General features: G+C 52.4%; 16 protein-coding genes. 9 read left to right on the top strand and 7 right to left on the bottom strand.

All coding sequences use genetic code 11. From position 1 onward, the window contains the following. Positions 1–17 precede the first annotated feature (17 nt). From H6750_05900 to H6750_05890, 3 genes are read left to right on the top strand one after another with little or no spacing between them, the layout of a single operon-like run. Positions 18–1292, top strand: coding sequence for a TolC family protein (locus H6750_05900; protein ID MCB9773843.1), 1275 nt, complete (start codon positions 18–20; stop codon positions 1290–1292). 14 nt (positions 1293–1306) lie between these two features. Next, positions 1307–2989, top strand: coding sequence for a FixH family protein (locus tag H6750_05895; protein MCB9773842.1), 1683 nt, complete (start codon positions 1307–1309; stop codon positions 2987–2989). 10 nt (positions 2990–2999) lie between these two features. Beyond that, positions 3000–6131, top strand: a complete 3132-nt coding sequence (locus H6750_05890; protein ID MCB9773841.1) for an efflux RND transporter permease subunit — start codon at positions 3000–3002, stop codon at positions 6129–6131. Positions 6132–6300: 169 nt separating this feature from the next. Here the strand turns inward: H6750_05890 and H6750_05885 are convergent, their stop codons facing one another. Both H6750_05885 and H6750_05880 read right to left on the bottom strand, forming a co-directional pair. Beyond that, the gene (locus tag H6750_05885) at positions 6301–6678 is read right to left on the bottom strand and encodes a type II toxin-antitoxin system VapC family toxin (GenBank protein MCB9773840.1); all 378 of its coding nucleotides are present in this window, start codon (positions 6676–6678) and stop codon (positions 6301–6303) included. Further along, positions 6675–6887, bottom strand: coding sequence for a hypothetical protein (locus H6750_05880; protein MCB9773839.1), 213 nt, complete (start codon positions 6885–6887; stop codon positions 6675–6677). The genes H6750_05885 and H6750_05880 overlap by 4 nt, the downstream gene beginning before the upstream one ends. Positions 6888–7016: 129 nt before the next feature. Here H6750_05880 and H6750_05875 point away from each other — a divergent pair, with 129 nt between their 5' ends. The 4 genes from H6750_05875 (at position 7017) to H6750_05860 (ending at position 10534) form a co-directional block, all read left to right on the top strand. Next, positions 7017–7127, top strand: coding sequence for a hypothetical protein (locus H6750_05875; GenBank protein MCB9773838.1), 111 nt, complete (start codon positions 7017–7019; stop codon positions 7125–7127). Between the two features lie 93 nt (positions 7128–7220). Next, entirely contained in the window at positions 7221–9095 is a 1875-nt protein-coding gene (locus H6750_05870) for a copper resistance system multicopper oxidase (GenBank protein ID MCB9773837.1), read from the top strand. A gap of 35 nt (positions 9096–9130) precedes the next feature. Beyond that, complete coding sequence (locus H6750_05865) at positions 9131–9925, top strand: copper resistance protein B (GenBank protein MCB9773836.1); 795 nt, start codon at positions 9131–9133, stop codon at positions 9923–9925. 243 nt (positions 9926–10168) lie between these two features. After that, positions 10169–10534 carry a hypothetical protein gene (locus tag H6750_05860; protein ID MCB9773835.1) on the top strand — a complete coding sequence of 122 codons (366 nt, stop codon included), beginning with the start codon at positions 10169–10171 and terminating at the stop codon, positions 10532–10534. 371 nt (positions 10535–10905) lie between these two features. Here H6750_05860 and H6750_05855 read toward each other — a convergent pair whose 3' ends face one another. Next, the gene (locus tag H6750_05855; protein MCB9773834.1) at positions 10906–12108 is read right to left on the bottom strand and encodes a permease; all 1203 of its coding nucleotides are present in this window, start codon (positions 12106–12108) and stop codon (positions 10906–10908) included. A gap of 382 nt (positions 12109–12490) precedes the next feature. Between H6750_05855 and H6750_05850 the strand changes: the two genes are divergently transcribed. Then, on the top strand, positions 12491–14929 hold the full coding sequence (locus tag H6750_05850; protein ID MCB9773833.1) for a heavy metal translocating P-type ATPase: 2439 nt from the start codon (positions 12491–12493) through the stop codon (positions 14927–14929). Between the two features lie 79 nt (positions 14930–15008). Here H6750_05850 and H6750_05845 read toward each other — a convergent pair whose 3' ends face one another. The 3 genes from H6750_05845 to H6750_05835 all read right to left on the bottom strand — a co-directional run bounded on the left by H6750_05845 (position 15009) and on the right by H6750_05835 (position 20348). Further along, the gene (locus H6750_05845; protein ID MCB9773832.1) at positions 15009–15398 is read right to left on the bottom strand and encodes a two pore domain potassium channel family protein; all 390 of its coding nucleotides are present in this window, start codon (positions 15396–15398) and stop codon (positions 15009–15011) included. A gap of 71 nt (positions 15399–15469) precedes the next feature. Continuing rightward, positions 15470–19006, bottom strand: coding sequence for a DEAD/DEAH box helicase (locus H6750_05840; protein MCB9773831.1), 3537 nt, complete (start codon positions 19004–19006; stop codon positions 15470–15472). Positions 19007–19562: 556 nt separating this feature from the next. After that, on the bottom strand, positions 19563–20348 hold the full coding sequence (locus H6750_05835) for a hypothetical protein (GenBank protein ID MCB9773830.1): 786 nt from the start codon (positions 20346–20348) through the stop codon (positions 19563–19565). Positions 20349–20863: 515 nt separating this feature from the next. Between H6750_05835 and amt the strand changes: the two genes are divergently transcribed. Beyond that, positions 20864–24817 carry an ammonium transporter gene (gene amt / locus H6750_05830; GenBank protein ID MCB9773829.1) on the top strand — a complete coding sequence of 1318 codons (3954 nt, stop codon included), beginning with the start codon at positions 20864–20866 and terminating at the stop codon, positions 24815–24817. A 231-nt stretch (positions 24818–25048) separates the two neighbouring features. Here amt and H6750_05825 read toward each other — a convergent pair whose 3' ends face one another. After that, a complete protein-coding gene (locus H6750_05825; GenBank protein ID MCB9773828.1) occupies positions 25049–25705 on the bottom strand; it encodes a pyridoxamine 5'-phosphate oxidase family protein in 657 nt (218 codons plus the stop codon). Between the last annotated feature and the right edge of the window lie 43 nt (positions 25706–25748).

Here is a 25748-nt window from a genome sequence, read left to right as displayed (position 1 = left end):
TATAAGCGGAGACAACCATGCACCAGATAATTTCAAGATACGTGGGGATAGTGGCATTCGCTATGTTTTGGCTTGGTCCGTCAGACCCACTCCCGGCTCAAGCAACAGACACGACTGAACCGGTCTTGGAGCTCGTGCCCCTGATCCAGGAAGCGATTCAACAGAATCCTGAGATCGCGGCGACACAAGAGCAGGTCCTGGCCATGAAGGAGCGGGCCCCTCAAGTGGGAGCCCTGACCGACCCCGAATTAAAGGTTCAGTTGTGGAATACGCCTGACTCGCTGAATGTCACCAAAACACAAACGGTCATCTACGGAGTTACGCAACAATTTCCCTTCCCGGGATTGCTTTCGAAGAAAGCCGAGGTGGCGACACGGGAAGCCGCTCAGGCGGAACAACGCGTGGCGGCCAAAATTCGCGAGATTACCGCTGCGGTCAAGATGGCCTTTTTCGAGCTGTTGTTCGCCCACAAAGCCATTGAGGTCCATCATGAACAGCAAAAATTGCTCCGGCAGTTCTTTGATATTGCCAACGCCAAATACGGAGTGGGAACCCGAACACAGGTGGACGTCCTGCGAGCTCAAGTAGAGCTTTCGAAAATTTCCCAACAATTACCCGTCCTCAATCAACGACGGGAAACCGCTCAAGCTCATCTCAATACCATTCTGGATCGTGATCCCCAGGCTCCGCTTGGTATCCCACGAGCACCACGTCCTCAACCGCTGACATACTCGCTTGAAGAACTCCAGGAGCACGCGCTTCGACTCCGCCCGGAACTTCAAGAAGCTGATCTGGCGGTAACGCGATTTCAGTCGGCCACGCAACTGGCCAAATTGCAGTACTACCCGCACCTACGGGTGGAACTCCAGCGCTGGCAAAATTACCACACCGACGACGGTTTCGGCGGGAATGTGATGGTGAACATTCCCTTCGCGTTCTGGACCAAACCGAAGTATGACGCCGGTGTCAGGGAAGCGGCGGCGCAGGTCAGATCCGCACAAGCCAAGCAACAGACCCTTGTCACACTCACGCGCTTTCAGGTCAAGGATCTGGTGGTGCAAATTCAGGCCACGCAAGAGGTCCTGGAACTCTATCGCACCACCGTCCTTCCGCAGGCACAGCAGGTCCTCCAAGCCGCCCATGCGGGCTATCGGACGGATCGCACGGATTTTTTGGATTTGATCGATGCGGAACGCGCGCTCATCACCTTTCGGCTTGAATTTATCCGGGCGCTCGTGAACCGGGAACAGCAAGTCGCCCAACTTGAACGCGTGCTCGGCGCAGACCTGTAAGAAGGAGACGCACGATGCTCACCCACACCTCACGACCACGCTGGGTCTTCCTTGGAGTATTGCTCTGTATCCTTGTGGCAAGCCTGTTCTTTTTCAAAGAATCATGGTGGCCCCTCTTCCAATTAACGGGAATGACCGCGAACGAGGCGAGGCATATCGAACAACCCATGCAGGACATGGAAGCCATGAGCGGCCATTCTTCCATGGAGATGGAATCCAGCCAGGCTTATGCCATGGTGACTCCGGCACGGCAACAATTGATTGGCGTCACCACAGCCCCGGTAAGCATGCGTCCACTCCAGACGGTGATCCGTGCCGTGGGAAAGGTGGACTATGACGAACAACGTCTCACCCATATCAATCTTCGCATTTCAGGTTGGGTGGAGAATCTCTTTGTGGATACCACGGGCCAACTTGTTCGAAAAGGTCAGCCCTTGTTCACCCTCTACAGCCAGGAACTTGTGTCGGCGCAGGACGAATATCTGCTTGCGATAAAGGCCAACCAGCAGATTCAGAATAGCCCTCTTCTCGAAACCCGACATCAGACGGTACAAATGGTCCAGTCTGCGCGCGACCGTCTCCGGCATTGGACGTTGACGGATGCACAGATCGATGAGTTAGCGCGTCGTGGCAACCCGCAGACCTATGTCACGATCTATTCCCCTGTCGCCGGGTACGTTATAGACAAGAAGGTGTTTAAAGGCACATTGGTGAAACCCGAGATGACCCTCTATGCCATTGCCGACCTTTCTACCGTGTGGGTGGAGGCGGAAGTATTTGAGTATGAAATGCCCTTCGTCCAAGTGGGACAACAGGGAATCCTGACCCTGGCGGCCTATCCCGGAGAAACCTTTCAAGGAGAGATTACCTTTATCTATCCCTACCTCAACCAGGAGGCCCGCACCAATACCGTTCGGCTGGTGTTCAAGAACCCGAAGTTGCGGCTGAAACCGGACATGTATGGGACCGTTCAGATTCAGGTGAATCGCGGAAACAAGCTTGTGGTTCCTGAAGAAGCGGTGCTCGATTCCGGGACCCGACAGATCGTCTATGTCGTCCGGGGAGAGGGCATGTTTGAACCACGGCAAGTCACCCTTGGCCCGAAAGTTGGGGGCTATTACGAAGTCGTCGAGGGTCTGGCTCTGGACGAGCGGATCGCCACGTCCGGCACGTTTCTCCTGGATTCGGAAAGCAAGCTCATGGCGAGCTCAAACATGATGGGCGCGCTGGGGATGGGAGGAATAAAAATGGAGCAGGCGCATATGGGCAAGATGGATATGGGAATGGATAAGGCCATGACAGGATCAGGAATGGTTCCGGGGAACAAGGCACGGACAGAAACGAGTAAGAAGAACGCCGGTGACCTGATGCTGGGCTTTTCAACCAATCCCTCGCCCGTACGCATAGGGGAAAACCGGATACAGGTGACCCTATCCACTCAACAGGGCACACCGGTCTCCCCTGCTCAGGTTCAACTCACCTTCACCATGCCGATGCCGGGCATGCGCCCAGCGACGGTTCCGATGACAGCAAGAACGGAAGGCATCTATGAAGCCACGGTCAATCTTGGGATGGCAGGCCAATGGGATCTGACGGTACTGATTCAACGTTCAGGACAGCCCGCTATTCAGGGAACGTTTTCGGTGGTTGCCGGAGGGGGAGGAATGTCCGGGATGCCGGGCATGTCCGGAACGTGAGTGAGCCAACATGATTGAACGAATCATTGACTGGAGTGCGCGTCACGGCTTTTTGGTAGGAATCCTCACCCTTTTTCTGATGGGGTGGGGAATCTGGTCGGTTTCTCATACGCCACTGGATGCCCTGCCTGATCTTTCCGATGTGCAAGTGATCGTCTTGACGGAGTGGCCCGGCCGAAGCCCCGATCTGATGGAGGATCAAATTACCTATCCTATTGTCACCTCGATGCTAGGGGCTCCACGCATCAAGTATGTTCGAGGCCAATCGTTTTTAGGGTTATCTTTTGTCTACATTGTGTTTCAGGACGGAACCGATATGTATTGGGCCCGAAGCCGGGTTGTGGAATACATGCAGGGTCTGGTGGGAAAACTGCCGGAAGGAATTTCTCCGACCTTAGGCCCGGATGCGACAGGGGTCGGGTGGGTCTTTCAATATGCCCTTGTGGACGAAAGCGGAAAGCAGAGCCTGGCCGATCTTCGCTCGTTTCAAGATTGGTATTTGCGCTATTGGTTGCAGAGTGTGTCCGGCGTGGCGGAAGTGGCGACCATCGGCGGATTCGTGAAACAATATCAAGTCCAAGTCGATCCCGTGAAATTACAGGGATATGGCATCGGCCTTCCCCGGGTCATTCAGGCTGTCCGACGCAGTAACAATGAAGTAGGAGGACGGGTCATTGAGGCCAGTGAACGGGAATATATGGTACGGGGCCGCGGATACATCCAATCGCTTGACGATCTTCGAACTATTCCAATCGGAACGGACGGAAAGGGAACGCCCATTACCATCCACGATGTCGCGACCGTGACGTTCGGTCCGGATCTCAGACGTGGCATTGCTGAATTGAATGGACAAGGAGAAACCGTCGGTGGCATCGTCGTCATGCGTTATGGCGAAAATGCGCTTGAAGTCATTCAACGGGTCAAAGAACGCATAGCCACCATCATGCCCTCCATTCCCGAAGGCATCCGTATCGTTCCGATGTATGATCGCTCGGAATTGATTCTTCGGGCCATCGCCACGCTCAAAGAAAAAGTAATTGAAATCACCATCGTCGTGAGCGTGATTTGCCTCCTCTTTTTATTTCACGTTCGCTCCGCGCTGGTTCCCGTCCTCTTACTGCCGGTGGCGATTCTCTTGTCATTTATTGCGATGTATTATCTGGGCGTCTCCTCGAACGTCATGTCACTCTCCGGCATTGCCATCGCCATCGGAACCATGGTCGATGCGGTCATTGTCATGGTGGAAAACGCGCATCGTCGCTTGGAGGAGTGGGATTCCCGAGGACGTTCCGGCTCACGGGATGACATCATTATTCAAGCCGCCCGGGAAGTCGGCAAGCCCCTCTTCTTTTCTTTGCTCATCATCATCGTCTCGTTTCTGCCCATCTTTACACTCGAAGCGCAGGAAGGCCGTCTGTTCAAGCCGCTGGCCTACACCAAAACATTCGCCATGTTCTTTGCGGCGTTGTTGTCCATCGGGTTGGCCCCCCTCTTGATGAAATGGTTCATTCGCGGCCGGATAATGGCTGAACGACGAAACCCGTTGAACCGGTTTCTTGTATGGATCTATACCCCTCTTCTGAAAAGTGTTCTGAATGCCCGATGGCTTGTCGTTGGCCTAGCCATTCTCGGAATGTTCCTTGTCGTTCCCGTCTACCAACAGTTAGGCTCTGAATTTATGCCCCCCCTGAACGAAGGCACGATTCTGTATATGCCCACCAGCATACCGGGCATGTCCATCCAACAAGCCTCCACCATCCTCCAAACGCAAGACCGGTTGTTAAAAGAATTCCCGGAAGTGGATCAGGTGATGGGCAAAATGGGGCGGGCTCGCACCGCAACCGATCCGGCCCCCTTACATATGGGCGAGACCATGGTGACCCTGAAGCCTCAAGAAGACTGGCGGCCGGGTATGACCTGGGACAAGCTCATTGCCGAAATGGACCAAAAGGTGAAATTGCCGGGCATGCCGAATATTTGGTGGATGCCGATTCAAACGAGAACGGAAATGCTCGCCACCGGCATTCGAAGCAGTTTAGGCATAAGAATCCTGGGGCCGAATTTAGAAGAACTGGAACGCATCGGGCTACACATTGAAAGCCTGCTTCACACACTGCAGGGCACCAGGAGTGCCTACGCCGAACGGGTCACGGGAGGGTACTATGTCGATATCGACGTCAACCGCACCGCCGCTGCCCGTTATGGCCTCACCGTTGGAGACGTGCAGGATGTCATAGAATCAGCTATTGGCGGGAAAAATATTGCATGGACCGTTGAAGGGCGAGAACGCTATCCGATTAATGTTCGATACCCGCGTGATCTGCGACAGGATGTGGAAGCGCTCAAGCGTGTCCTCGTCAGCACGCCAAAGGGCGAACAGATCCCTCTCGCCCAACTTTCTCACATCTCCACCACCACGGGACCGTCTTCTGTGCGAGATGAAAATGGATCGTTAGCGAGTATGGTGTTTGTCGATATTGCGGGCGAGGATCTCGGCACCTATGTTCACAAGGCCAAAGACCTGGTTCAGAAGCACATCACCCTTCCATCCGGGTATACATTACAATGGGCCGGTCAATATCAGTTTCTGGAGCGGGCACAAGAAAAACTCACGATTGTGATTCCCCTCACTTTGTTTCTCATATTCCTCCTCCTGTATCTCAACTTTCATTCAATCCCCCGATGTCTGCTTGTCTTGCTATCGGTGCCGTTCTCGTTGGTCGGAGCGATCTGGTATGTCAATTTCCTGAACTATCCTCTCAGCATTGCCGTGTGGGTCGGACTGATCGCCTTGGCAGGAGTGGCCGCAGAAACCGGCGTGATCATGGTGATGTTTTTGGACGAGGCTTGTGCCCGCCGGCAACGGGAGAACCGACTGCACTCATTGTCGGACCTGCGTGACGCGATCATCGAAGGGGCGGTCTTACGAGTCCGCCCGAAAATCATGACTGCCTCGGCCATCACCTTCGGTTTGCTGCCCATCATGTGGTCCCAAGGCACAGGTGCCGATGTCATGAAACGCATTGCGGCTCCGATGATCGGCGGAATGGTTACGGCGACGGTGCTCACGCTGTTGGTCATCCCCGTCATCTATTTCATCTGGCGAAGCCGGAGTCTCAAGAGCCGGATTCAGGGAACATGAACATTCCATCTCCAGGCCGCATTTCTCAGTTTTACGGCTCATCAAGCCTGTAGAATGCCTTGACCTCCGAGAGTAAGCAACAAAAGATTAATGGAGGAAACCTTTCAGGTTCGAGCGGAGGGGGGAATAAAGATGATAGGCCTTCTGGTTTGCGGTTGTCCGATGGCCTTTATCGAAGCTTGAGTGCCATCGCCCGAATATCCGGCAGTTTTAGCAGGGCGGAATCGTTCGTCAAAAGAACGGCATCCAATAGGCTGGCAGAAGCGGCAATGATCGCATCTGGTAATTTCATCCGGTGTTGTCGACGGAATGCGATCGCCGTTTCTGTGACATCGGATCGTAATCCAATGGTCTCGATGTTGGAGAGAAAATCACGAATGGTAGCTTCTTCCTTCGTGGACAGATTTGGATAAGAGAGCAATTCAATTTCAGAAATGACCGAAATATGGTACGAACCGATGGGAAGACCCTCAGCTAATGCATTGCCCATTAAATACAATGCGGCGTTGGTATCGAAAAAAAACCGTCCCTGCCCCAGCGTCGTCATCCCCATTCCTGGCGAATACGATGTTGATACGCTAGCGGCTCCTCGGTCAGCCGAAGCACCCCCGCAAATTGTGCTATGGATGGAGGGGCTGCGGCAGATTCCTGCTCTTGCAATAGTTTTTCAATTTTTTCCCAATCTTCATAATCAATCAACACGGCCACCGGCCGCTTCGTTTCATCCGTGACAATTTTTCGCTTGATATTCAGCATTGTTCCTCCTTTCTTTTTTAAAAATGATCCCTGGATGGGTTGTCTTGTGCATTTAATGGTACCACAGGAGGGGATACAACCAAAATAGATCTCCCCATCATGTAGTCTCAAGGAACGGGTGCCGATGTGATGAAACGCATCGCGGCGCCGATGATCGGCGGAATGGTCACGGCAACCGTGCTCACGCTGTTGGTCATCCCCACCATCTATTTCATCTGGCGTCAGCCGCAATTACAATGAGACCATTGAAATTTTCTAATATGGGACCATGTCAACAACACACCAAATCGTCATAGTTCCGTCCTATGGCCGGAATTAAGTGAAAGTTCAACCATGAGCATTAACAAGGATAGTCATGACGCTCGAATGACACGGCGTTCGTTACTGAAAGGGGTCGGTGCGCTGGGAATCATGGCGGCGTTGGGTCGCCTCCTTCCTTCCTATGTTCTAGCCGGTACAACCAAGGCAGAAGCGGGATATCCTTCAGAACTACGCGGAAAGACCATTGATTTACGCATTGCCGAGTTGCCGTTTCGAATCGGCGAGTTGACCGGAATGGCAAAAACCATTAACGGCACGTTACCCGGTCCTTTAATTCGTTTGAAGGAAGGTGACAATGTGACACTCAATGTCACGAACCGGTTGATGGAAGATACCTCCATTCACTGGCATGGCTTGCTTCTTCCGCCAAACATGGACGGTGTACCGGGTGTGAGCTTTGGTGGTATTAAGCCGGCCTCAACCTTCACCTACCACTATCCGATTCGGCAAAGCGGCACGTATTGGTACCACAGCCATTCCGGCTTCCAGGAACAATCAGGCATCTACGGCCCCCTTATCATCGACCCGATTGAACCGGAGCCGTTCCACTATGATCAGGACTATATCGTGGTGCTCTCGGATTGGACTTTCGAATCGCCGGAATCGGTCTTTGCCAATCTCAAAAAACAAAGCGGCTACTATAATTTCCAGAAGCGCGCCGCTCCCGAATTCTTTTCCGATGTGTCACGAATGGGATTGTTGCCTGCCCTGCAGAATTATCTCATGTGGGACCGGATGCGGATGGACCCTACAGATCTCGCAGATGTGACCGGGTATACCTATACCTATTTAATGAATGGATTAGCACCTGAACAAAATTGGACGGGCCTTTTTCGTCCCGGCGAACGGGTGCGCCTTCGCTTTATCGCGGCAACGGCCATGACCTTCTATGACGTCCGTCTGCCTGGCCTCACCATGACCGTCGTTCAGGCAGACGGGCAAAACGTGCAGCCCGTCGTGGTGGAGGAGTTTCGTATCGGACCGGCAGAAACCTACGATGTAATCGTCCAACCGAACGAGGACCGGGCCTATACCATTTTTGCCGAGACGATGGATCGCAGCGGGTACGCGCGCGGCACACTGGCTCCGCGCGCAGGTATGACCGCCCCCCTCCCCGACCGTCGTCCGAGACCACTTCGGACCATGGCTTCCATGGGCATGCCCATGGAGGGCATGGATATGGCCGATATGAAGAAACCCGATCATCATGGGGTGCCCCATTTGGAGCCTCCGGGAATGAACAAGGCAACAAAACACGCCACTGAAAGCATTCATGACAAGCACGACATGTCAGACCGTCCCCCGGATGAACTTCGCCAATCGAAAATTCCCGGCAGTACCCCTGTTCGACACCCTCCCGGCCATCATGGTTCCGGTAACCAAACGGTCGCCGAGTATTCGCGTCAACGCCTGACTGAACCCGGCATCGGGCTGGCGAATACCGGAACCCGCGTACTCGTCTACACGGACTTAAAAAGCCTGACACCCTATCCCGACCAACGGAAGCCGGAACGTGAAATTGAACTCCACCTGACCGGCCATATGACGCGCTATATGTGGTCGTTCGACGGCAAAAAATATTCTGAAGCCAAAGAGCCCATTGTCTTTCGTAACGGCGAACGCCTACGCCTCACATTCGTCAACGATACGATGATGGAACATCCCTTACACTTGCACGGGATGTGGATGCACCTTGAAAACGGGGCTGGTGCCTTTCTGCCGCGCAAACACACCGTCATCGTTAAACCGGCTGAGCGGGTTTCCGTTGCCATCACAGCGGACGCTCCCGGACGTTGGGCTTTTCACTGCCATCTGCTCTTCCATATGGAAGCGGGCATGTTCCGCGTCGTCGAGGTAACCGGCACCGAGCCGGAGGCGCGTTCGTGAGGTTCTCTGTTCGAGCTGTTCTCGCATTAGCCGCGATGAGTCTCTATAGCGTGGCGTCACATGTCACAGGTGTGTTGGCGCAGGCACTTCCACCTGCACATACGGGAACACCCGAAGCCCACATATCACAGGGTTCCCCAAAGCCGGACTGGCCCAGTCCTGTCATGGACGAGGAGAACCATAGTTTTTTCCTTGCCGACGTCCTTGAGTACCGGCCGAAATTTGGCGGGAACGGAAGTGATGACGACTATCGATGGGACATCGAGGGATGGTATGGGGGTGACTACAACCGAATCTGGTTCAAAAGCGAAGGGCAACGGGACACGGCATTTAAGGCCGACTATGACATTGATTCACAACTCCTCTTCGGACACTTCATTCAGCAGTATTACGATTTTCAGGTAGGGGGGCGCGTCGAAACACAATCCTATCGGGGCCGAAACGTCACGCGGGGACTGGCGGTAATCGGGCTACAAGGCCTCGTCCCGTACAACTATGAACTTCAGCCCGCCCTTTTCATTAGTCAACATGGGGACCTGTCCGCACGCTTGACCGCGACGAAAGATCTCTCCCTCACGCAACGGCTAATCCTCCAGCCTCGTTTTGAGACGAATGCCGCGATTCAACGAGTACGAAAGTTCACAACGGGTTCAGGACTGAATAATCTTGAATTGGGGTTTCGGCTGCGCTATGAAATCCGACGGGAATTTGCCCCCTACGTGGGAATCTCTTTGGACAAAAGTTTTGGAGATACCGCCTCACTGGTGCGGCAGGAGGGTGGAAATCCAAGTCAGATTCGATTCGTGGTGGGGATACGGGCATGGTTCTAATAAAAGCATTATCCGGAGGCAGCCCTTCCCTACAATCTCGAACTCCTGCCCTTGCTCAACAAACTTATTGACATGGAAAAAAACAAAATTCAATCATACTTGTTGAAATCAAATCTTTCGACAGACAAGAGCATACAAATGGGCACCAATCACAAGATGGCGATAACACATTTGATGGAGCGAAATCCCTCCCAGAATTAAATTCCAGGATGATGTATATTCAGGATCTAAAGGAGACGAAACATGGCGCACCCATTCACAGCTTTGGTTGTTATCACGATCACGACCCTCATTATAATGACCGGATGCGGATCCGGTCCTCCTGCTCAATTAGTCGAGCAATATGGTCCACCCGCACAATTAATTCAGCAACATGATCATGCTGCCCTGGCAAAATGGTACGAACAGGAAGCCGCCGCCCTTCGACAGCGCGCAGAGGAGTTGCGGGCGATGGTTGGGGAAGTTCGTGATTACGATGAAAAAGGATTTTATGAGGACAAGCTCACCATCATGATGCATGGCAAAGATTTAGCTGATGATTATTCGCACGCAGCCGATAAAGCTGAAAAACTTGCACAAATACATAGAGACCGCCAAGGCACGCAATAGACCGCGGCCACAAAAATGCTTTATCCTCCGCTGGATTGAAGAAACTATACCCGATTTTGAAAATGCTTATGTGACGAGAAGGAGGGCAAAAGACTACCGGTAGGACATTGGATGGTTACGAGGAAGGGTACAATCGCCTTTGGTTTACAAAGCGAAGGAAAGGCAGAGACACAAGCTTTCCTGTAAACCCGATTTGACGCGAGGACCCGCCGGGATTATATGCACATCAGTATTATCGGAATGTTCAAGAGAATCATGTAAAATATCCCCAGCCAAGAGCGTTAAATTTGGAAATAACGATCGGCCACTGGATATCCGACACAAATACCCCAATTCCTCAGCCAGATTACTGCCTGCTCTCTTTTTTCTCATCATCCTAATCCCACAATCAAGCCTCCTGCCAGCCAGATAAAACCTGTGATAGCCAACCAGAACAAGATTTTATCCCCCAAGGATTTTTGTTCCATGTCATGTTCACCATTTCCCTTCATCTTCCATCCCACAAATCCCGCGGTCATCAGTAGAAAACCCATATTGAGAAATAGCGTATAGTCAATGTTAAAAAATTCTCTGTCCGTCACACTCTTTGCGGTACTGGAATCCGGCAACATCCCCACAAATGAAAATCCGTAATGCATGAGAATGGCGGTCCCGATCAAGACCGTCAAAAACACCACAAGAATGTAGAGGGCCATTTTCCACCCATAATATTCTGCCTGAATTCGTAGGACGGGAAATACCACGAGATCACTGAAAATAAACGCGATGATTCCGGCGAAACTCACCCCATTGCTCAACAAGACAGCGGCTAAGGGAATGTTTCCCATCGAGCCGATAAAGGTAAAAAAAGCCGCGACCGGGCCAACGAGCGTCTGCACAAATATCTCCCCAAAAGCGGGATGGGAACTGCCTGATCCCACAAACAAGGTTTGAAAAAAGCTTTTTGGCACAAAGGCCGCAATAATCCCGGCGACCGTAAAGCCAATAGTGACATCCTTCCAGACCATGGCCCATTCCATGACATACCGGTTGGCCACTTTGCGCCAGCCTTCTGTCGTGCGGATCAATTTTTTCCAATCGGGAATATCTTCCTCCTGGCTTTCTCCCATAATCTCTTTTGCATGTTGGCGGGATTGGTCTTCCAGATGTGCGGGTAGGGTTAGCTTAACCATGATCCACATCAGCAGGACCAGAAGGAGGCCTCCCACATATTCCCCCACCACAAATTGCCATGAGAGAAACACGGCGATGATAATCCCCAGCTCGATGACCAGATTGGTAGAGGCCAATAAAAATGCCAGTGCCGGAATGAGCCCTGCTCCTTTGGTGAAAAGGGAGCGGGTCGTCGCCAAGGCAGCAAAACTGCAAGAGCTGGAAATAAACCCGAAAAACGTGGCGAGCGCCACACTTTTAGCACCGGCCTCTCCCATCCCCTTTCTCATCCGCTCACGGGTGACAAACACTTGAATCATACTGCTGATGAGGTAGCCTAACCCAAAGGCCCAGAAGGCCATCCAAAACAATCCCACACTGGTGAGTGCGGCTTCATGATAAAGTTGGAGATAAGGACTCATAAAATGAGAAAAGGTTCATTGGCCATCCGGAACAATCCCACACTGGAAAGAACAGTTTCGAGGAAAAATTACAGGACTTGTTGACGCGGAGAGAGAAAGATCAAATGTCATTCTACTCAACAGCGGAACCAACAAACACTCTCAAGAACCCTTGCTCACACCATTCAGAGTGCCTGTCTGAGTTTCCAACTCTATCGCTGATTCTCTATACTGAAATAACAGCTGATCATTGACACCAATAAACCTGAAAGACATTTTATGGATATGTACATTCAAGTTGTAAGGCCGGCAGTCTTTTTCAACTTCAAACTTTCAGAAAGACGTGTATATGGAAACCGAATCATCTTCTCCCAAAGATAAACCCCGGAGACGGGAACTCAGCATGGCCAAAATCGACCGGGTGAAGGACCCCGTCTGCGGCATGATGGTAGATCCCCTCACCGCTGCCGGCAAATTCGAGCATGCGGGCACCATGTACTACTTCTGCAATCCCCGCTGTCTGGACCGGTTCAGCCATGATCCGGAGGGCTATCTGACCGGCAAACATGAGCAATCGATGGAAGCGGAACCGGTCAAGCCCGGGGCGAAATACATTTGCCCGATGTGTCCGGGCGTAGAATCGCCCAAGCCTGCGGCTTGTCCGAAATGTGGCATGGCACTTGAGCCGGATATGGCCGCCGCACCGGCCACCAAAACGGAATATGTCTGTCCCATGCACCCTGAAGTGATACAGGACGAGCCCGGCTCCTGTCCCCAATGCGGAATGGCCCTCGAGCCACGGGAAATCACACTTGAAGAAGAAGAGAATCCCGAACTCAAAGACATGACGCGTCGATTCTGGATTGGTCTCGTATTGGCCTTCCCGGTCTTTTTCCTGGCCATGTCCGAGATGATTCCCGGCAAACCGGTTCAGGAAATCCTTCCACCTTCGGTCATGTCATGGATGCAATGGGCGCTCGCGACCCCGGTGGTCTTATGGTGTGGATGGCCGTTCTTCCAACGCGCCTGGGCTTCGCTCGTGAACCGCAGCCTGAACATGTTTACACTGATTGCGTTGGGAACCGGCACGGCCTATCTCTATAGCGCCGTGGCCACGCTCGCTCCTCAATTATTTCCAGCATCATTCAGAGGAGAGGGTGGTGAGGTGGCCGTGTATTTTGAAGCTGCCGCCGTGATCACCGTCCTCGTGCTATTGGGCCAGGTCCTGGAATTACGGGCTCGTAGCCAGACAGGCAGTGCCATTAAAGCCTTGCTTGGCCTGGCCCCAAAAACTGCCCGACGAATTCTCGAGAATGGCGAGGAAGAAGACGTCTCCGTGGATTCCGTACATCCAGGAGACAAGCTTCGTATCCGACCGGGAGAAAAAATTCCGATTGACGGAGTCATCCTTGAGGGGCAAAGTGCCGTGGATGAATCGATGATTACCGGAGAATCAATCCCGGTGGAAAAAGAGGCGGAGGCTCAGGTCACCGGGGGGACCGTCAATGGCACGGGAACGTTGGTGATGCGCGTTGAACGCGTGGGTCGGGATACCGTCCTGGCGCAAATTGTTCGCATGGTCAGCGAAGCCCAACGCAGCCGTGCGCCCATTCAACGGATGGCCGATTTGGTAGCCGGCTATTTTGTCCCGATTGTCGTCGGGGTGGCGTTACTGACCTTTTTGATCTGGGCTGTTTTCGGCCCCGAGCCTCGTATGGCTCACGCGCTCGTCAACGCCGTGGCAGTCCTCATTATTGCCTGTCCCTGCGCGTTGGGTTTGGCCACTCCCATGTCGATTATGGTGGGAACCGGACGAGGAGCCACAGCCGGCGTCCTCATGAAGAATGCGGAAGCCCTGGAGCAATTGGAGAAAGTGGATACCCTCGTCGTCGATAAAACGGGAACCCTCACAGAAGGCAAACCCAAACTGATGTCGGTCGTGTCCCTCTCCGATATGCAGGAGGAAGACCTGCTGCGATTGGTCGCCAGCCTGGAACGCAACAGCGAACATCCTCTGGCTTCCGCTATTGTGAACGGGGCGAAAGACAAAGGGCTGGAGTTATGGCAGGCTCAGGACTTTCAGTCAAAAACCGGCAAAGGCGTGACCGGAACCGTTCAGGGACACAGCATGGCACTCGGCACAAGGAAGTTTTTGGAGGAAGAGCATCACGTGAAGTCCGAGACTTTCGGGCCTTTGGCGGACAAGGCCGAGGACTTACGCCGGGACGGCCAAACCGTCATGTTTGTGGCCATCGCGAATCAGATCGCCGGCCTCATCGGAGTCGCCGACCCGATTAAACCATCAACGTCGGAAGCCATTCGCCTGTTACATGAAGAAGGGATTCACGTGGTCATGGTCTCCGGAGACCATCAGCAAACAGCACAGGCGGTTGCGAAGAAACTCGGTATTGATGAGGTGAAAGCGGAAGTGTTGCCCGAGCAGAAAAGCCAGATCATCCAACAATTGCAAACCCGAGGAAACATCGTGGCTATGGCCGGAGACGGCATCAATGACGCTCCCGCCCTCGCCCAGGCCCGGGTCGGCATTGCCATGGGGACGGGCACCGATGTGGCCATGGAAAGTGCCGGAATCACCTTAGTCAAAGGTGATCTGCGAGGCATTGCCCGTGCCCGCCGGCTCAGCCAGGCGACCATGCGCAACATTCGGCAGAATCTCTTCTTTGCCTTTTTCTACAATGCCATTGGCGTGCCGATTGCGGCGGGTATTCTCTATCCGGCATTCGGCATTCTCTTGAGTCCGATGATTGCCGCCGCGGCGATGACGTTTAGCTCGGTTTCGGTCATTACCAATGCCCTCAGATTGCGAACCACGACATTGTAAATTTGCCAAAACCTGCTCAATAGGGAAGAAACCACAAGCCGCCGAAATTGCCCACCCCAATGGCGGGACGTCGACTCTCTTACCCTGACTTAAAATTCTTGCGGTGAAGAGTTTCCATTTGGAGGTAGATGCAGGATGCCGTCCAGGTAATCAGAACCAACCCGGTCAGTGATTCTATTCCGGTGAGAAAGCGAAGCGGGCCGGTTGGAATAAGATCGCCAAAACCTAACGTCGTATGGGTAACAAAAGAATAATAGACACATACTTCAAATCCAGGGGCCAACGCACCCACGAACGTCCCATACTCTTTGGCAAAGATTAATCCATAGTACCCCGCTGCAAAAATCAAAATTTCTATGATATGCGCGATCAGCGCCAATAAGATGCCCCAGATAACACCCAACCGTGGTCGTCTGGATCGAGAGGGCATGAAGATGAAAATTCGGTAGACGACTTCATAATGAACCATGACGGACAAGGCGACGAGCAGCGTGGCGACAAATAGAGTGAGAAACACGCAGACCCGTGGTCAACGACAGTTCATTCCAAAAGAAAATCAAAATCTTTCTGTGAGAGAGATGCTCCGCCCCCATGAGGGGTGGCCCCTTCCAGGACCGCATGATAGAGATCCAATTTCTTCTGCTTCAATTCCATCATTTTCTCCTCGATGGTATGTCGCATGAGTAACCGCATGATGGATACGTTCTGCGTTTGCCCGATGCGATGCGCGCGGTCAGACGCCTGATTTTCCACGGCCGGATTCCACCAGGGGTCGAGGTGAAAGACATAGGACGCTTTGGTGAGATTCAGCCCTTGCCCGCCGGCTTTAAGACTCAATAAGAAGATAGACGGGCTCGCTCCCTCCTGGAATGCCTGAACCAGTTTTTTTCGGGTGGGCGTCGGTGTGGAGCCATCCAATCGGACATGAGGAATCTCATGCGCATCAAAGGCCTGTTCGACGATATCCAGAAACGATGTAAATTGGGAGAAGACGAGCGCACTGTGCCCTTCATCTAGAAGCTCCTTGAGCCGATCAAGGAGACATTCCAGCTTCGGGGAAAATTCGGTATGCGCGGGACTGATCAATTGCGGCGACAAGCAGATCTGTCGGAGTTTGAGAATCGCCGTCAGCGCGATGATCCGGGCTTGCGCGGGTGTTTGACTGCGATAGGCGGCAGCAATGGTCGAACGAATTTTGGTGACCGTCTGCTGATATAAACTCTTTTGGCGATCGGTCAATTCCAGATACAGATCCGTCTCAATTTTCGGTGGCAGTTCTTTGAGGATTTGACTTTTGGTCCGGCGCAACACAAACGGTCTGCTCCGCTGCATGATGGTCTCTAACAACGCCGGTGATGGCGCTTTCATTTTCCCCCTGATCTCCTCATAGTCTCCCAGCAGACCCGGCACGCACAAATCCATCAGGGCGTAATATTCCCCCACATGATTTTCCAAGGGTGTTCCCGTCATCACGCATTTAAAATACCCTTTGAGACGTCTTGCGGCACCGGTGGTCCTGGCCACAATGTTTTTGACCGCCTGGGCTTCATCGAACAGAATCACATTGAAGGGGATCTTTTCGAGGATCGCAATGTCGCGTCGGATCAGGCCGTATGTCGTGAGCACCACATCGGCTCCGGCAAATGAGGACCTGCGTTCCTTCCCGGTATACGACTGAACCGTCAGGGAAGGGTAAAATCTGGAAATTTCATGTTCCCAATTAAATAAGAGGCTGGGAGGAAGCACCACGAGGTGTGGACCTTGAATCGGTTCCGGTGATGTGATGAGGCCTTCTTTAATGCCGGCCAACAGACAAATGGCTTGCAGAGTCTTCCCCAGTCCCATGTCATCCGCCAGGCACGCACCCAGGCGATGTTGATAGAGAAACCCCAGCCATTGATACCCTTCCTGTTGATACGGGCGAACGGTCGCATCCACGACGTGAGGAAGGGGAATAGGCTCAATCTGATCAAAATGCAGCAACCGGTTGATCAAGGCTTCATCTGCCGGAGGGAGAATGACCGTCACCCCCCGTTTTCTCAGGGCCACCCAATCCAGAATTTGCAGTTTCGGGACACGAACGACAGCCTTTTGCTCCCGGTGTTCCATACTGGGCTTATTGGAGAGGAAGGCAAATGCGCGCAAAATGGCCTGTGTATTCTGGTCCACAATCCGAATGATGCCGTCCGCCTCCATCATTCCACCGCGTTCAAGAATTTTTTCGATATCTTTCGCTTCAATCCGCACCCCGTCACACAACAATTCCGGCCGAAGTTCAAACCAATCAATGCTGGAGGCCCGCCGGGCATCGATTGAGCAATCCCATTGCGACGTGGTAATGGGCTGGTCTTGATAGAATAGTCCGATGCCGACTTCCTGCAATTTTGCATGAAGCTCGGGAAGCAGGGGATAGAGGTTGGTCAGCGGCAGACTCATTTCATCATGCTCCATCATTCCCTCAAAAAGCGAAGGTCCCCACAGCGTATACGGAATAGCATAGAGCAAGGCTTCTTTCGCCCAATCGTTCATCACCACACACCAGTGACCGTCGTGGATCACCAGCCGCACACTGGGCTCCAGTGCGGGCGAGGAAAATCGCTGAAGGATCTGTTCGGCCTCCGCTTTAAGCTTGAATGGACGGAATTCATCCTGGGCAATGCAGGCCTTTACCAGTTTCCTGATATCCGTTGGCTTCTGATGACCGATCAATTGGAAAAAGGTGTCATAAAGGAGTGCACGGCGTTTCTTCGCCTTCAATCCGCTCGAGACGGTTTTGGCTCGTTCAAGAAAGGGAAATATCCTGAAAATAGGCACACTGGGTTGTCCCTGACTTTCCCCGAGCCAACATTCCGCGCGGAGTACTCCTGTTCTCAAATCCAACACCGAGGCATCTAACGGAATGGCCTCCGGGATGAACGTGAGGCGATACTGATAGGTCGGTGCCGTTCCGGAATGGCGGTGATCAGTAAGTGGAACCTCCTGCCCGGCACACTTGAGCAAAACCGAACGCAGAATTCGGTCTTGCTCGTGAAGGGGAATATCCAATTGTAAGGTGATAAATTGTTCTACCGGAATGGAAAACGTGGGTCTCGCCATTCCAGTGGGGCGTTCCGATGACAGCCAGCCTTCGCGATGCTGGGATGCCGCCGGCAGGGCCAACGGACGGCTGAGCGGGTCCGCGGGTTCAATAACCTGTTCCCGCTGACTGTTCTCATACAGCAGATCGTATACGGCCCATCCACCTTCATGTTCGAGGGGCCCAAGCTTTTTGGCATTCAAATCAGCTGCAAACCCCAGACAGGCGTATGAGTTCGGTTGCACCTCTCCGAAGCGTAAACAACAGGCGGCAATCGAAACCTGTGACCCGAGAATGTCCAGTTCTGTCTTAGTGGTATACAAGGCATCCGGTGCCCATTCTAAAGGAAATCGTCCGTCCGCATTCTCGTAAAACAAGGCATGATGCTGGCCGTGATGTTTCAGAAAATCCCGTAACCCTTCCTGGACGGACCATGCGGGATCCTGCGTGGCCCGAAGCAGCACGGCTAACTCGGTGGGCATCCCTGCAAAGGAATGGCAAATGTTCCCATGGTTGGTAATGCGGATGGATGACTCTCCGTGGCGGTTGCAGAGGGTAATCTCAAACCGTGGAGGGGTGGCCGGAATGGAGGGTTTTGAGGCCAAAGTGCTCCCAGTCGGTTCCATGAGTTGCCGCAGGAGTAAAGTCCGTTGAGTGGAACTGGAGGAGGGCATACGAAAGGTATCAGGAAGCAGCAGATTGACTGTGGTCAGGAGAGCACAAATGACATGCTTACACTGCGACTCCGGAGCCCACACCGGACAGGTACAGGAAAAGGTCAGCTGCCCGTTCTGCACACCAAATCGAACCAGATACTGGGTGGCCCCTCGCACCGAAGCCGACAAAATAGACTGCGTCCGGTCCCAGCTATAAGACTCGAGCCTTCCTTGGGCATAATATTCATACCCCCGAAGGACAAAGGCCTTGGAAGCCAGGAAGTAGACATGATTCGGAGAGAGGACTTTCAGGTGTTCCAGGACACCAAAGGGTTCTACGGACATCGCTCCCCTATCATCGTATAGGACGCTGGACGATCAACAAGCAGGCACGACCTCTGGCACAAGGGCATTCCCGGTCGTGCTGGACAACGCATCACTCGATGCACATGGTAGCGGTTCTGATGAGACATCCGGGTGTTCTGCAAAGCACAGGTACCTGTCGACCAAGCCATCCCGAGGTGAACAACTGTACGGGTTTTTCCATTCCAGATGCAGATCGGCAAAGCTTCCATTATACACCACTCACCTTCTGATGTATCCCATTTGAACTGAGCAAATACCACAGATCGCCACACCGGCTCAAAGCGATTGGTGAGAAGGCCACGACGCGCTTATTTCGAAGGTTCCACGGCTCTGTTAGCCCCGAACCTCAATACGGTGAAGAAAAGCCATCACTCAGGGGAAAATGCTGAAAAATCAACAATGATCCCACAAGCATTCTTACGCGCCCGCGCCTGGATCTTTTTGTGACATCATCAGCCCGGGGAAAAAACATTTTTCACCGAACCGGATCAACGTACGGATTTTACTCGGGCAGGCATAGAGGCAGGAGGGTTGGTTAAGGGATCGGGAGACCGTCTTTAACAATTACGGTGCCTTGCATAGATCCTAAATGAAGGTCGCAATGATAAGGAAATGTACCGGGATGCTTAAACACATGCTCGAACCGCTGTCCGGGCTTATGAAGGTTTAATCCACTGTTGAACTGCTGCCCACCACCAGAGCAATCATTGACCCGACAGCCACCACTGGTGACACTGTGCGGTTCCTGCGCGCCATCGGCATAAATCCACATGACCTTGTGGCCCGGCATAATCGTCACGTCGTGAGGCAAATAAAATGTCGTGGCCCGGAACAGCACCACCACTGCACCAATCGGAGCATTGTCCCAACCATATTCCGAAGCGACAGGAGCCCGGGGAGCCCTGGCCACCACCAAAAACTCATCCTGGGACGGAAGAATTTCACATCGCTGGCCTTCCTGAGCGGAGACCACCACTGCGTCTACCTGTTGAAAGACTGCATGGGAAACCACTCCGTTGAATAGGCCGTCATCCACAACGAGGATGGTGGAAGATGGGCCATCCCCCTCAGAAGTTTGTACATACAAACGACAATGTTGCGGATTAAGTTTCCAGGTCAGTTCAACAAAAAAGGGGTTTCCGACTTCAACTTTATCTACCAAGACCGTACGGTCTCCGGATTCCAGATTCAGCCCGAAATCCAGCACCATATCCCCCGTTTCCCAGCCGACCGTGGGGAATGCAGACAACGGAAAACCCAACAGCCACATGCCATTCACCACTACCCCAAGCAGGCCATACATCGCGAGCCTATTCCTCATTGCTCTTCCGCCCGGGTTGAATCTCCTATGCCTGAAATCTTCTTTTCGACCACTCCAAACCCTCCGTCCCATCACCAATCTTTGGGGGTCATTGATGTCATTTTCCCTTCGCCCGTCACGTTTTTTGAAAAATCCCCTGCCTAAAAACCTATTCCTCTGCTTCCTCAAGATTTTTCTATCCCGCCAAAGTATAGGAGTCTTACCCGCAGTGAGTAAATGAATAATTTGTACGTAATTGAACTGGGGATTTCGCGGAAAGTCCTTCATTTCAACCAATGATATGCCGAAAAAATGAAAGGCAATCTTTCGCAACGCACAGGCATGCCTTTTTGAGCAAAACTCCCCCGGCAAGCCGGGAAGCATCTTTAAAATGGAATATCTCACAAATCCGCATTCCTCCGCACAGCAATCTGAGGGGATATCCCGCACTGCGAATATGCAACCATACCGCCTCACCTGCACATCTTTTTTCACCAGCACCACCGGATTGTTCCCATGATGGGTTAGCTAATCGTATGCCTGACCATGCTTCAAACATTGATGTTTTATGGCTGTTGATCTGTGCGGCCCTCGTCATGCTCATGCAAGGTGGATTTACCTGCCTGGAAACAGGTCGTGTTCGAGCCAAAAATAGCATCAACGTCGCAATCAAAAATCTGGTTGACTTTTGTACCTCTTCACTCGCCTTTTGGGTGGCAGGATTTGCCTTCATGCACGGACCAACGGCAGCCGGCCTCATCGGCACACAGGGGTTTCTTTTTGATGCCCACGAGCAGGGATGGTGGTGGGCGTTTTTTTTCTTTCAGATGGTATTTTGTGGGACGGCCACAACCCTGGTCTCAGGTGCCGTTGCCGAGCGGATGCGATTCACAGGCTATCTGGTCACCAGCCTCATGGTGTCTCTTCTCATCTATCCCATTCTTGGCCATTGGATGTGGGGAGGATTAGCCACAGGGCAGAACACCGGATGGTTGAACCAACTCGGATTTATTGACTTTGCGGGCTCAACCGTCGTCCATTCGACGGGAGGTTGGGTGGCGTTGGCGGCCATCCTCGTCATCGGATCCCGCCATGGTCGCTTTTCCGACAAAGGGGCGCCTATCCAGGGGCAGAATCTTCCATTAGCCACGCTTGGAGTCTTGCTGCTGTGGTTCGGATGGTACGGTTTTAACGGAGGGAGTAGTCTCGAGTTTACCCAACAAGCCTCACAAATTCTGGTGAATACCACCCTTGCGGGAGCGACAGGTGCTCTAACGGCTCTTGGCTTAAGCTGGTATCACCTGAAACGGCCCGATGTCGGTCATGCCCTTAACGGTGTCCTGGCTGGTCTGGTCAGCATTACCGCTTCGGCCAATATCATGTCGCCTGAAGGCACGATCCTCATCGCCGTCGGGGCCGGGATTATCTGTGTCGGCACAACCATCATTCTTGAACGTTTGCACATTGACGACGCAATCGGCGTCGTACCCGTCCATGCCTGCGTGGGGGTATGGGGCACCATTGTCTTTCCTTTCTTGAGTACTCCGGATTCCTGGGGCACAGGGCTCACCGTCTGGGAACAAGTGGGCATTCAATTCCTAGGAAGCACCGTCTGTTTCTTTTGGGCATTTGGTATAGGCTTCGCCATTCTCCGGCTGATCAATCAATGGGTTCCCCTGCGTGTCACAGCCGAGGAGGAACGAATCGGGCTCAACATGGCAGAACATGCTGCCGGCACGGCCATTCTGGATCTCCTTGCCCAAATGGAAGAGCAACGAAACAGTCATGACTTTACCCGTCATGTCCTCTCAGAGCCTCATACGGAGGTTTACCAGATTGCGGAGGAATATAACCGGGTATTAGACACGATCAATACGGAGCGACAGCGCCGCCAGGAAATGGATGCCGCCCTGGCCTATGGGGCCAGACTTGATGCCCTCTTTCAGGAGATCGCAAAAACCACAAACGAATCCTCAACAATTGAAGATGCGATGCAACTCACTATGGATTTGATCTGTCGGAATACGGGGTGGCCTGTCGGACACTTGTACCTTCTCTCTGAAAATACCAGCCACATACTCATTCCCACCACCATCTGGCATTTGGAATACCCCGAACGCTTTGAGACCTTTCGTTCCATTACGGAACAAACCGATTTTCAAGCCGGCGAAGGTCTTCCCGGTCGGGTGTTGGCCAGTGGAAAGCCCTGTTGGATCCGGGATGTGACCCAAGATCCCATTTTTCTCAGACCCCAACAGGCAAAAGATATCGGCGTGAAGGCTGGATTTGGATTTCCAATTATCATCGGAGAACAGGTGGTGGGCGTATTAGAGTTTTTTTCGACAGAGACAATGGAGCCGGATGCCAAATTATTACAAGTCATGGGGTATGTCGGAGCACAGCTGGGCCGCGTGGTGGAACGCAAACGAGGAGAAGCCATTTTGATCCACGCCAAAGCTGAAGCCGAGGCGGCGACGAAAACGAAGGCCGATTTTCTGGCCACGATGAGCCATGAAATTCGAACGCCGTTGAATGGCATCATCGGCATGTCGGACATTTTGCTCGGCACACATCTTAGCGAGGACCAGCAAAACTGTCTGCTCACGATTAAGGATTCGGGTGATGCGCTCCTCACAATCATCAATGACATTCTGGATTTTTCAAAAATTGAAGCGGGCAAGCTGACACTCGAGACGATAGACTTTGACATTCGAGAGACGGTGGATGCCGTAGTCGATCTGTTAGGCCTTAAGGCTCAGGAAAAGGGGATAGAATTGATTAGCTTGATCAATCCGGAAATTCCCACCACCGTCCAAGGTGATCCCGTAAGACTTCGCCAGATTTTGATGAACCTCATCGGCAATGCGATTAAGTTCACCGCTCAGGGTGAAATTGTGATTCAGGTTGTCCCCGAAGGGGATATCTCTGGAACCGTCCTCTTACGATTCATGATTACCGACACGGGTATTGGAATAACACCTGAAGGCCAGGGTCGACTGTTTCAGGCCTTTAGCCAGGAAGACAGCTCCACAACCCGGAAATACGGAGGAACAGGGTTAGGCCTCTCCATATCCAAAATGCTGGCTGAACTCATGGGTGGAACGATCGGAGTCCACAGCGATTTGGGCCAAGGGAGTTGCTTCTGGTTCACCATCAGATTGGGTACTCAACAGTCTCACCAACTACTCAATAAGACTTTGCCTTGCGAACTTGAGGATGTTCGTATTGGTCTCATCGATGATAACGCCACAACTCGAATGCTACTTCAAAAGTACACAAGCTATTGGGGCATGCAAAGTATTCAGGCGGAAAATGGCGAGAAGGCCCTAGCCGCATTCCGGAAAGGCGCCTCGAATGGAGAACGTTGTCATCTTGCTCTCATCGATATGAACATGCCCGGCATGGATGGTCTCCAACTGGCAAAAGCCATCAAAACCGATCCGCAGTTGGCATCCATGCGTTTGATCTTACTCAATCCTTTGGTCAACAGGGTCGAAAATATCCACGGACTCAATCAAAGGCATTTTGCGGCCTTTGTCAACAAACCGGTTCGGTACAAGCAATTGCATCAATGTCTGTTAAATGTCATGAGAAGGTCTGACGTGGCCCCTTCGCCCGGCACGATTCAAAGGCCCGCGAATGAGATGCACAAAGGCTCCGGACAGCGACTCCTCCTGGTCGATGATAATCTCGTCAACCAACAAGTCGGCGCCCGCATGTTGACCACACTCGGATATCAGGTGGATATTGCAGCGAATGGACGTGAAGCGGTTGAAGCCGTGACACGGACTGCCTATGCCGGTGTACTCATGGACTGTCAAATGCCGGAGATGGACGGATTTGAGGCCACCAGAGAAATACGAAAACGTGAACGTACCACCCCCCAGCTGCCTATCATTGCCATGACGGCCACCGCCATGGTTGGTGATCGAGAAAAATGTTTGGAAACCGGCATGAACGATTTTTTATCCAAACCGGTGAAATTAGAAGATCTGAGATGTGTCTTGGAGAAATGGCTCTTCCAGGCTTCTTCAACCAGAAACCATGAGGGTGCAACAGAATCGCATCAACCGGACAAACAGGAGGCTTCACTCCGATCCGGAACATCCGCACCAAATCCTTCGCCACCCTTGGATTCGGCGACTCTCGCAGACCTACGCCGATTAGGAGGAGATGAGGATCCTGCATTTTTCATTTCCGTCATCGAGCAATTTTGTCAGGATTCCGTCACCCACATGAATGGCATCAAGCTGGCGATACAGGAAAACAAAAGCGATTCCCTCAAAAAGATGGCGCATGCGTTCAAAGGTTGCTCACGAACCATTGGGGCCCGGCCACTTGCCGAAATAGCCTTCCAACTTGAGCAGATGGGACAAACCCAAAATCTTGAAAAAGCTCAAGCCATCTTCATGACACTGCAATCTGAATTCGAGCGGGTGCAAACCGCTCTGCAAGATGAATTGAAGCAGTCCGCTGCGACCCTTCCATAATGAAAATCTGGGAGAAGCAAACCCTCTGAGTCTTGGCAAAATGGGTTATCCATCCAGACAGGACTTCAAAAGCACGTACTGGCCCCAAGCCTGGTCTACCATGACCATACACTCATCTTCTCGTCTGCTCATTTTTCGAGAAGCGTTCCGTGCATTCCCCTTCACGGATCAACAGATTTCTATAGGTCTTCGAAGTGAGCCTTATACCTTTTCAATCCACAGGGGCTTTTTCTATTCTTCAGACGAAAGGGCATTTAATTGGTTGGATTGTACCTGAAAAAAATCCCCGCCTTTATGCCTTTCGTCATCCGTTCCCCAATGCCTTTCCTTCTCAATTTTTTTCATCAGAGGAACATGCTTGGAACAATGAATATAGGCTTCTTCGACTTCTACGATCACCCAGCATTCGGGATGTTGTCCCCCTTTCATGTGGGAAGCGTCCACCATGACCTGGGGCATATCCGGCATGGCAGCCACTTCTTCATTGGTCACCACACGTGCCTTTCCATTCACATGCAGACCGACCGTACTTTGGAAAAAGTCAATGAATAGCAGCCCGATCCGGGGATTTTCAAGAATGTTCCCGACACTGGCCATGACCCCGTTCCCGCGATATTCGGGATAGGCCAACATTGTGGCATTGAGCACTGCGACAAATCCGGCAGTCCCCGCCCGGTAGGAGCAATCACATTCGCCGTTGGCATTGGCGGTCGAAAGAAAAACCATCTCCTGTCTGGCAATAAACGACTGCATTTTGTCATTTAATTCGTTCGTCATCTGATTTCGATAAAAAGCCGCAGCCCGTCTGGCTGTTCCAAGCATGCGTTGGGCTTGTCCCTCCCCATCGGAATTTACATACGGTGTCAATGCTTCCTGCTCTTTCTCCATCTCAAACCTTTGTGTATTGGCAAATGCCAAGCCCGGGCCTGCC

The sequence above is a fragment of the Nitrospiraceae bacterium genome, assembly GCA_020632595.1.
In the GTDB taxonomy this organism is placed as follows: Bacteria; Nitrospirota; Nitrospiria; order Nitrospirales; family UBA8639; genus Nitrospira_E.
Note: the sequence above shows the minus strand (reverse complement) of the source record. Positions and strands in the feature narration are given on the sequence as shown.

Excerpts from the sequence above, each read along its gene's own strand:
- H6750_05865 (MCB9773836.1), top strand. The coding sequence starts at position 9,131 with ATGAGTCTCTATAGCGTGGCGTCACATGTCACAGGTGTGTTGGCGCAG.
- H6750_05895 (MCB9773842.1), top strand. The coding sequence starts at position 1,307 with ATGCTCACCCACACCTCACGACCACGCTGGGTCTTCCTTGGAGTATTG.
- H6750_05870 (MCB9773837.1), top strand. The coding sequence starts at position 7,221 with ATGAGCATTAACAAGGATAGTCATGACGCTCGAATGACACGGCGTTCG.
- H6750_05825 (MCB9773828.1), bottom strand. The coding sequence starts at position 25,705 with ATGGAGAAAGAGCAGGAAGCATTGACACCGTATGTAAATTCCGATGGG.
- H6750_05840 (MCB9773831.1), bottom strand. The coding sequence starts at position 19,006 with ATGTCCGTAGAACCCTTTGGTGTCCTGGAACACCTGAAAGTCCTCTCT.
- H6750_05860 (MCB9773835.1), top strand. The coding sequence starts at position 10,169 with ATGGCGCACCCATTCACAGCTTTGGTTGTTATCACGATCACGACCCTC.
- H6750_05880 (MCB9773839.1), bottom strand. The coding sequence starts at position 6,887 with ATGCTGAATATCAAGCGAAAAATTGTCACGGATGAAACGAAGCGGCCG.
- H6750_05845 (MCB9773832.1), bottom strand. The coding sequence starts at position 15,398 with ATGGTTCATTATGAAGTCGTCTACCGAATTTTCATCTTCATGCCCTCT.
- H6750_05900 (MCB9773843.1), top strand. The coding sequence starts at position 18 with ATGCACCAGATAATTTCAAGATACGTGGGGATAGTGGCATTCGCTATG.
- H6750_05885 (MCB9773840.1), bottom strand. The coding sequence starts at position 6,678 with ATGACGACGCTGGGGCAGGGACGGTTTTTTTTCGATACCAACGCCGCA.
- amt (MCB9773829.1), top strand. The coding sequence starts at position 20,864 with ATGCCTGACCATGCTTCAAACATTGATGTTTTATGGCTGTTGATCTGT.
- H6750_05835 (MCB9773830.1), bottom strand. The coding sequence starts at position 20,348 with ATGAGGAATAGGCTCGCGATGTATGGCCTGCTTGGGGTAGTGGTGAAT.
- H6750_05855 (MCB9773834.1), bottom strand. The coding sequence starts at position 12,108 with ATGAGTCCTTATCTCCAACTTTATCATGAAGCCGCACTCACCAGTGTG.
- H6750_05850 (MCB9773833.1), top strand. The coding sequence starts at position 12,491 with ATGGCCAAAATCGACCGGGTGAAGGACCCCGTCTGCGGCATGATGGTA.
- H6750_05875 (MCB9773838.1), top strand. The coding sequence starts at position 7,017 with ATGAAACGCATCGCGGCGCCGATGATCGGCGGAATGGTCACGGCAACC.
- H6750_05890 (MCB9773841.1), top strand. The coding sequence starts at position 3,000 with ATGATTGAACGAATCATTGACTGGAGTGCGCGTCACGGCTTTTTGGTA.